Source organism: uncultured Clostridium sp., from assembly GCF_937920395.1.
Lineage (GTDB): Bacteria > Bacillota > Clostridia > Clostridiales > Clostridiaceae > Clostridium_AD.
Genome location: NZ_CALEVF010000021.1, coordinates 19,304 through 27,117, shown reverse-complemented (window position 1 = coordinate 27,117; position 7,814 = coordinate 19,304). Strand labels below are relative to the sequence as shown.

Sequence of the window (7,814 nt, the reverse complement as noted above, 5' to 3'; positions counted from 1 at the left end):
AGCAGAGGACTGAAAATCCTCGTGTCCCTGGTTCGATTCCGGGTTTAGCCACCAATTTTATGGCGCTATAGCCAAGCGGTAAGGTCAAGGTCTGCAAAACCTTTATTCCCCGGTTCAAATCCGGGTGGCGCCTCCAAAACACTTTGTATATATTACAAAGTGTTTTATTTATTTGTAACGATAAATAAGAGAGAGTTACTTGAATTTTCTAAGTATACTCCAATATTTTATTAAAGATAAAAAACTAAAATATACATAATATTTATCACAAGTTAGTAAATACGAGTAAACCTTAAAAATACATATCTTGATGTATATAAATTTACTACATGACATTATACTGAGGTATATACAATATAATGAACTTAGTACAAGTAGATTATTATATGAAATGATAGTATAATCACATATGTTGGGTAGAGAAACGTATATGCCTGATTTTTTTAATTAATCTAGGAGGTCTGGGTTTGATGTATAAAGAAATGGTTCAGAGAAAGAAGTTTCCAGCTGTGGTATCTTTGTTTATTACATTAATTATATTTATATGCCTATCAGATTTATTACCTAAGATGAGTATAGGAAGCATAAATATTAAAACATTTGTAACTTTGTTTTTTAATACGATAATGATTGCTCTTTGTTATATGGAATTTTCAAAGTGTAAGGTTAAATATAAGTATTTAATTGTAGCAGATCAATTTATTATTCATAAAATAAAAGGGCAAGAGGTAACAATAAGAGAAGATATTAAGTTAAAAGATATAGAGTATATTGGTAAGGATAGTAACTACAGTTCAGAAATCCATATAAGTGGTAGCAAAAAGTATGTATGTTCTACGTTTATTGGAAGTAAACTTTGTTGTGTATATAAAGCAGGGAATAAGTTCAAAAAGTTTTATTTTGAACCTAGTGATGGTCTTATGAAAAAAATAAGGTTACTAAAAGAAAAATCAGTACTTTAATAACGAATATAATATACATAAAAAAGAAGTATAATTTGAAATTAATTATACTTCTTTTTGTCGTGAAATATCTATAAATAATTTTGTATTATTTTAATTCGATAGTAATTTCTTTTAATAAATCTTGTTTTTCAATAATATCAAGCCCTGTAATGGCAAGTGCAGTAGCTGCTTTTAGGATATTAGTTTTACAGAAAGCAGTTTGTGTTTCTAATGCAAAGGCAGGGGAGGGGCAATTTATTAACTTATTCTCTGTAATAGATATTGAAGGGTATATAGAGGGAGTTATGTGGCTTATAGCACCTATACCTAGGCCATATGAACTGTTTTTGCAACAATCAATATTAATAATGCCACATTCTTTTAAGTTGTGTGCAAGTAATCTTGACAAAGGTTTATTAGTTAAAAGTTCCTCCGAAGGTAATTCAAACATGCTAATGTCTTCTGGTACATTTATTATTTGAGATAACGACTTAATAAGTGTCACGATTTTTTTCTCAAAAACTTCAGCTTCATTTAGGGTAGTAGCTTTAATATAAAACTTGGCCTCCGATTGTAAAGAAGAATTATTATTTGGTGCGATATTGGTTATAGATATATTGTCAATAAAACAGCTAGAAGGGACTCCTTTTAGCAAATGAGTTAATGAATTAAATATGAATAAATACGATTCTAAAGGAGAAAAATTAGTAGTATCAACAATATATTTAAGTTTAATTGGAATTATAGCCATGGAGGTACCACTTTCTGCATTGGTTATATCACAATGAGGTGCAATGATAATATCTATATCTTCAAAACATTTTTCTTTTGTTATAGTTAATTCTGCTCCATTGGAATATTCACCCGGGCAGCCTAGTATAAGAACACTTCCACCACTTTTAGAAACCACTTTTGATAGACCTAATGCTGCAGCGACAGAAATACTCGCATTAACATTATTGCCAAAAACATGACCTGTTTTTTCAGTGGAAGTATATTTGCATATATAACATATTTTAGGATGGCCAACGCCGTATTGGGCATAAAAAGCAGTAGGAATATTACAATAGTTTTCTTTTACATTAAAACCATTATTTTTTAACATATTTATTATGTAAGCAGAACCTTTATATTCTTTATAACTTGTTTCAGGATTATCATAAAGGTAGGTTGACAAATTGTATATATCATCTTTTATACTATCTATATAACTTATAATTTCTTGTTTCATAGATTGTTCTCCTCTCAAAATCTTATGATTATTAACATGATTAGTATAACCGAAGTTATATAAATATATTGATAATAAAAAATAAAATTACTAAGTTAAATCAAAACAAATAACATTTAATAATTTAAAATAGTCGAGTATACGGATGTGTTATTAGTTTTAGGGAATCTAAGGTCAAAGCGTAAATTTAAATGAAAGGTTATATCATAAAATGTAGATAAATATATTTTTAATTTTTAGGTGGACAAAATAAGAAACTGTATTTAGATGAATAAAATATATTATAAAGACTATAAGGTAGGTAGATTTAAAGTCATTTAAAAATGAATTATTTAATTGATAGAAAATGATTTAAGGTAAAGAGGTTAAGGGGGAAATTATGCAAAAAGAAAAATGTATTATATGTAGAAAGCCTCTAAATGGTGGTATAATAATAAATGGAAGAGGAATTTGCAAAAATTGTGAAGAAAGAATTATAAAAGCAAAGGCTAATAACGATTTTTATGAATATTACAAAAACTGTATAAGAAAGAATTTAGTACAGTTTATACCAAGAGGAGTGACTAAGGATTGTCAAGATTACCACTTGTAGATGGAGTGTTAACATATATAAAAGAAAAAAATGTTCCCTTTTGTATGCCAGGCCATAAAGGAGGGCTGGGTTTTTTAAAAACGGCGAAAGGTAGAGAACTTTATGAAAATTTTATTAAGGGAGATATTACTGAAGTTGATGGATTAGATAATCTTCATCATGCAGAAGGGATAATAAAAGAATCTCAACAATTATTGAGTAGTTATTATGGAAGTATAAAATCTTATTTTCTAGTTAATGGTAGTACTAGTGGAAATTTTACTATGATCTTTTCAGTTTTCAATGAAGGTGATAAAATTATTGTAGAGAGAAATTGTCATAGATCAATATATAATGCAATAATTATGAGAAAACTAAAACCTGTATATATTAAAAATAAGTTTAATTCAAAATATGATGTTCCTTTTCCTTTCGATAAGGAGCATTTTCTTTCTTTAATCAGAAAAAACAAGGATGCTAAAGGAATTATAATTACATATCCCAATTATTATGGTATATGTCTTGATTTATCATATATTATTGCAACCGCTAAAAAATATAATATTAAGGTGTTAATAGATGCTGCTCATGGTGCCCATTTTGGCGCTAATAAGTTATTACCTGAAAATCCTTTGAAGATGGGAGCGAATATGGTAGTTATGAGTGCACATAAAACTCTACCCAGCCTAACTCAAACAGCTTTTTTACATGTAGGTCCGAATATAGATATAAATAAAGTGGATTTTTATGTAAGTGCATTTTTAAGTACGAGTCCATCATATATGTTTTTATGTTCCATGGACTATGCTAGGTTTTATATTGAGGAATATGGTGAAAGGGATTACGGAGAGCTAGTTGAAATGTGTAAATTAAATAGGGCTAAAATTAATAGCTTGGGTAAATTTCATATACTAGGTCAGGAAGACTTAGAGGATGCATCAGAAAAATCTATTAAAGATAGTAATAAGTATACGATGGATTTAACTAGATATATATTAAATGTGCCTAAAGGGTATAGTGGTCATAAATTGTTAGATTATTTAAGGCGAAACAAAATACAAGCTGAGATGAGTGACTGCAGGAATGTAGTTCTAATATTTTCACCTTTTACTAAGGAGCAAGATTTTGAAAAACTTTATTTAGCTCTTAAAGATTGTAATATGGAGTTTTTAAAGGAGAAGTATGTACAGATAATAGATTATGATATGCCAAAGCAAAGCATGTTCCCATATGAAGTAATGGATAGTGATAAAATTACTGTAGATTTAAAAAATTCAAATGGTGAAATATGTGCAGTGGCAATAGTTCCATATCCACCTGGTATACCAATTGTAATGCCTGGGGAAATGCTAGATGAGAAGAATATAGCTTTGATATTATATTATTTGAAGTGTAATGTAACAGTGCTAGGAATTAATGATGGGAAAGTTGCAATAGTAGCAAAATAAAGGCTATGGTCATTATACATATTGATGGAGGAGATCGAATGAAAAGAGGGCGTATGATAGTATTAGAAGGCCCAGATGGTTCAGGGAAAACTACACAGATAGAGCTATTAGAAAAATATTTACAACAATCTGGATATGAAGTAGTAAAAGTCAGGGAACCTGGTGGGACAGAAATTAGTGAAAAAATAAGAGAAATAATTTTGGATAATGATAATTCTAATATGAGCTATATGTGTGAAGCGTTATTATATGCGGCTTCAAGGGCACAATTAGTAAGTGAGGTTATAAAGCCAGCATTAATGCAAGGCATGATAGTCGTATGTGATCGTTTTGTTTATTCTTCTATGGTTTATCAAGGAATTGGTCGGGGGCTTGGTATGGAGAGAATAAAGAGTATTAATGAGGTAGCATTAGATGGGCTTAAGCCGGATATAACACTTATGATTACAATTCCATATGAGGAAGGGTTAAATAGAAAGAAAAAGCAAGGGAAATTAGATCGCTTAGAAAATAGTGGAGATGAATTTCATAAAAAAGTTTTTGAAGGTTACATGGATATTTGTAAAAAATATGATAAAATAGAAGTAGTAGATGGTAATAAAAGTGTAGAACAAATACACAAAGATATAATAAATAAAATTAAAATAATAAAATTATAGAAGGGGTGTGATTATATGAAATTAGTTATTGCAATTGTACAAGATGATGATTCAAATGATTTAATCGAAACAATAACTGATAAGGGTTTTAGGGTTACAAAACTCGCGACTACTGGAGGATTTTTAAAATCAGGAAATACTACATTATTAATTGGTGTTGAAAAAGAAAAGGTGGATGAAGTTTTAACTATTATCGAGGAAGTATGTAAGGAGAGAAAGCAAATAATATCATCACCATCACCTGTGGCTGGCTCTACAGGGGTATATATGCCATTTCCTATTGAAGTAGATGTAGGTGGAGCAAATGTATTCGTAGTTGATGTAGATAAGTATATAAAGGTATAATTAATTGGAAGCAAGTATATATAAAGTTATACTTGCTTCTGTGCATGGAGGCCTAAAATGAGTTTTGAGGATATAATAGGACATAATAATATAAAAAATCAAATAACGAAAGCCATACAATTAGATAAATTATCGCATGCTCATATTTTAGTTGGAGAAGATGGAATAGGGAAAAGTATACTCGCTAAAAACATAGGGCTTATGATTTTAGGTAAAAATGAAGATAGGCAGTATGTTGATTTAGTTGAATGGCAAATTGATAAAAATAAAAGTACAATAGGCGTTAGTTCTATAAGAACCTTGATTGAAGAGATTAATAAAAAACCTTTTGAAGGAGATAAGAAAGTTATTATTATATACCACGCTCACAAAATGACAGTGCAAGCGCAAAATGCTTTTTTAAAAACAATTGAGGAGCCACCTAAAAATGTGACTATAATCTTATTGTGTGAAAACCTTGAAGTTATATTGGATACAATAAAATCAAGATGCCAAATACATAAGCTGAAGAATTTGAATAGGGATGAAATGAAAGAGTTTTTAAGTAAAAATTATTCCGATTTACAAATAGATCAAATAAAAGTGATTTTAGCTTTTAGTGATGGAATACCAGGAAAGGCTGAAAAATTTATTAATGATAATAATTTTAAGGATATTAGAGATATTACCTTGGAAATATTGCTTAAGTTAAATAGTGTTAGAACTGAGGAATTAATTAAATATGAAAAGAAATTATCTAATCAAAAAGACAACTTTGAAGAAATATTAACTGCATTTCTTTCGTATATTAGGGATACTATAATATATAAGGAAGTTGAAGAAGAAAATTTAATTATTAATATAGATAAATTATTAAATATAAAAGAGTTATCTAACATATTTTCATTTAACAAATTAAATGGTATTATAAATATAATAAATGATACTCGAGAAAACTTAGATAGAAATGTTAACCCGTCGTTAGCGTTTGAAGTAATGTTACTTAAAATGCAGGAGGTTTAACGACATTTCGCAAGGAGATGATTTAACATGGTTACAGTAATAGGAGTACGATTTAAGAAAGCTGGTAAGATATATTATTTTAGTCCAAACGATATAGATATTAAAAAAGAAGATAGAGTTATTGTAGAAACTGTAAGAGGGATAGAATTTGGAGAATGTGTTATTGGGAAAAAAGAGATAATGGAAGATGATATAGTATCTCCTCTCAAATGTGTTATTAGAAAAGCTACAGATGCAGATGCAGAGAAAGACTTGGATAATAAGCGAAAAGAAAAGGAAGCATATGAAATATGCTTAGAGAAGATACATAAACATGAACTTGATATGAAGCTTATAGATGTAGAGTATACATTTGATAATAACAAAGTTATATTTTATTTTACGGCAGATGGACGTGTTGATTTTCGTGAACTCGTAAAAGATTTAGCTGCAGTTTTCAGAACAAGAATAGAACTTAGACAAATAGGCGTTAGGGATGAAGCAAAAATGGTTGGTGGTCTGGGACCATGTGGTAGACCTATGTGTTGCTCAACTTTTCTTGGTGAATTTGCACCAGTATCAATAAAAATGGCTAAAGAGCAAAATTTATCATTAAATCCTACAAAAATTTCAGGTATTTGTGGTAGATTAATGTGTTGTTTGAATTATGAGCAGGAAACTTATGAAAAAATAAGAAAAACTTTACCTACAGTAGGGTCTGTAGTAGATACACCTTATGGGAAATCAGAAGTCATTGGCAATAGTGTTGTAAAAGAATCAGTCAAGATTAAGATAAAACTTAATGGTAGTGATGAAGAAATCGTTGAGGTTAAAATTGAAGACTTAACATTAGTTACAGGAAGATATGAAGATGCTGCAAATGATGAAGATATTAAATTAGAATTATCTAAAAATGGAGAAGATGCGTATATAATAAAGGAATTAATTAAAGATAACTAGGAGGGGGGGGAAGATGAAGTCAGTTATAAAAGTATGTAACATGAATACTTCAGAAGATATTAGTAATATTAATTTAGCAATATCAAATAATCAAGGCGTAATCGCTTGCCAAATAAATATCGAAAGTAAACAAATAGAAATAATATATGATGATTATTTTATAAAATTGGATAATTTAATTGAATCAATTGAAGAAGCTGGGTATGCAGTTATATAAAAAAAACGGAGAAAATGAAATTTTCTCCGTTTTTTATTTTTTAATAATTAAAATTAAAACAAAAATATAAATATTAACATTTGAATATGCTTTTTTTTAATGGAGATAATAATTTAATAAAACAATTTCGAATGGAGGCGTAAAATATGAAAAAAGTAGCAGTACAAGAGGGACTGAAGCCAATTATAAGTTATTTAAGTAATGAAGGTTATACTGTCAAAGAATTTAACAATAGTAAAAAGAATGCAGGTCATTTTTTAGATAGGTATGATGTCGTTGTCGTTACTGGCGAAAATCAAAATATAATGGGAATTGAAGAAACTATAACAACTAGTCCGATTATCGATGCGACTGGTATGACAGGGGAAGAAGTTAGGGATCAAATAGAAAAAAGTAATAGGAAATAATATGTGAAGTTGTAATTGATAAAGGCTGTTAACCTAAAGGGTTAACAGCCT

At 29.1% G+C, this 7,814-nt stretch carries 10 protein-coding genes and 1 tRNA gene; 10 read left to right on the top strand and 1 reads right to left on the bottom strand.

The features are described 5' to 3' along the window. Positions 1-61 precede the first annotated feature (61 nt). Together Q0649_RS01555 and Q0649_RS01550 are read left to right on the top strand one after the other, a co-directional pair. Positions 62-136: transfer RNA gene (locus Q0649_RS01555), tRNA-Cys, on the top strand. 331 nt (positions 137-467) lie between these two features. After that, entirely contained in the window at positions 468-962 is a 495-nt protein-coding gene (locus Q0649_RS01550; protein WP_298836538.1) for a hypothetical protein, read from the top strand. Positions 963-1,050: 88 nt separating this feature from the next. On the opposite strand, the gene Q0649_RS01545 is transcribed toward Q0649_RS01550, so the two are convergent. Then, complete coding sequence (locus tag Q0649_RS01545; RefSeq protein ID WP_298836536.1) at positions 1,051-2,175, bottom strand: M20 family peptidase; 1,125 nt, start codon at positions 2,173-2,175, stop codon at positions 1,051-1,053. 379 nt (positions 2,176-2,554) lie between these two features. On the opposite strand from Q0649_RS01545, the gene Q0649_RS01540 reads away from it, so the two are divergent. The 8 genes from Q0649_RS01540 (at position 2,555) to Q0649_RS01505 (ending at position 7,763) form a co-directional block, all read left to right on the top strand. Continuing rightward, positions 2,555-2,767, top strand: a complete 213-nt coding sequence (locus tag Q0649_RS01540) for a sigma factor G inhibitor Gin (RefSeq protein WP_298836534.1) — start codon at positions 2,555-2,557, stop codon at positions 2,765-2,767. Next, positions 2,746-4,194: an aminotransferase class I/II-fold pyridoxal phosphate-dependent enzyme gene (locus Q0649_RS01535; protein ID WP_298836532.1), complete on the top strand. Its 1,449-nt coding sequence runs from the start codon at positions 2,746-2,748 to the stop codon at positions 4,192-4,194. Before Q0649_RS01540 ends, Q0649_RS01535 begins: the two co-directional genes overlap by 22 nt. A 38-nt stretch (positions 4,195-4,232) precedes the next feature. Next, a complete protein-coding gene (tmk, locus tag Q0649_RS01530) occupies positions 4,233-4,853 on the top strand; it encodes a dTMP kinase (protein WP_298836530.1) in 621 nt (206 codons plus the stop codon). A gap of 15 nt (positions 4,854-4,868) precedes the next feature. Then, complete coding sequence (locus Q0649_RS01525) at positions 4,869-5,198, top strand: cyclic-di-AMP receptor (protein ID WP_298836528.1); 330 nt, start codon at positions 4,869-4,871, stop codon at positions 5,196-5,198. A gap of 57 nt (positions 5,199-5,255) precedes the next feature. Then, positions 5,256-6,200 carry a DNA polymerase III subunit delta' gene (locus tag Q0649_RS01520; RefSeq protein ID WP_298836527.1) on the top strand — a complete coding sequence of 315 codons (945 nt, stop codon included), beginning with the start codon at positions 5,256-5,258 and terminating at the stop codon, positions 6,198-6,200. A 27-nt stretch (positions 6,201-6,227) separates the two neighbouring features. Beyond that, positions 6,228-7,139 carry a stage 0 sporulation family protein gene (locus tag Q0649_RS01515; protein WP_298836525.1) on the top strand — a complete coding sequence of 304 codons (912 nt, stop codon included), beginning with the start codon at positions 6,228-6,230 and terminating at the stop codon, positions 7,137-7,139. A gap of 13 nt (positions 7,140-7,152) precedes the next feature. Next, positions 7,153-7,356, top strand: coding sequence for a heavy-metal-associated domain-containing protein (locus Q0649_RS01510; protein WP_298836523.1), 204 nt, complete (start codon positions 7,153-7,155; stop codon positions 7,354-7,356). Between the two features lie 146 nt (positions 7,357-7,502). Further along, entirely contained in the window at positions 7,503-7,763 is a 261-nt protein-coding gene (locus Q0649_RS01505) for a YkuS family protein (RefSeq protein ID WP_298836520.1), read from the top strand. Positions 7,764-7,814: the final 51 nt, after the last annotated feature.

Coding starts and splice junctions, on each gene's coding strand:
- Q0649_RS01545 (WP_298836536.1), bottom strand. CDS start 2,175: ATGAAACAAGAAATTATAAGTTATATAGATAGTATAAAAGATGATATA.
- Q0649_RS01540 (WP_298836534.1), top strand. CDS start 2,555: ATGCAAAAAGAAAAATGTATTATATGTAGAAAGCCTCTAAATGGTGGT.
- tmk (WP_298836530.1), top strand. CDS start 4,233: ATGAAAAGAGGGCGTATGATAGTATTAGAAGGCCCAGATGGTTCAGGG.
- Q0649_RS01525 (WP_298836528.1), top strand. CDS start 4,869: ATGAAATTAGTTATTGCAATTGTACAAGATGATGATTCAAATGATTTA.
- Q0649_RS01520 (WP_298836527.1), top strand. CDS start 5,256: ATGAGTTTTGAGGATATAATAGGACATAATAATATAAAAAATCAAATA.
- Q0649_RS01515 (WP_298836525.1), top strand. CDS start 6,228: ATGGTTACAGTAATAGGAGTACGATTTAAGAAAGCTGGTAAGATATAT.
- Q0649_RS01510 (WP_298836523.1), top strand. CDS start 7,153: ATGAAGTCAGTTATAAAAGTATGTAACATGAATACTTCAGAAGATATT.
- Q0649_RS01505 (WP_298836520.1), top strand. CDS start 7,503: ATGAAAAAAGTAGCAGTACAAGAGGGACTGAAGCCAATTATAAGTTAT.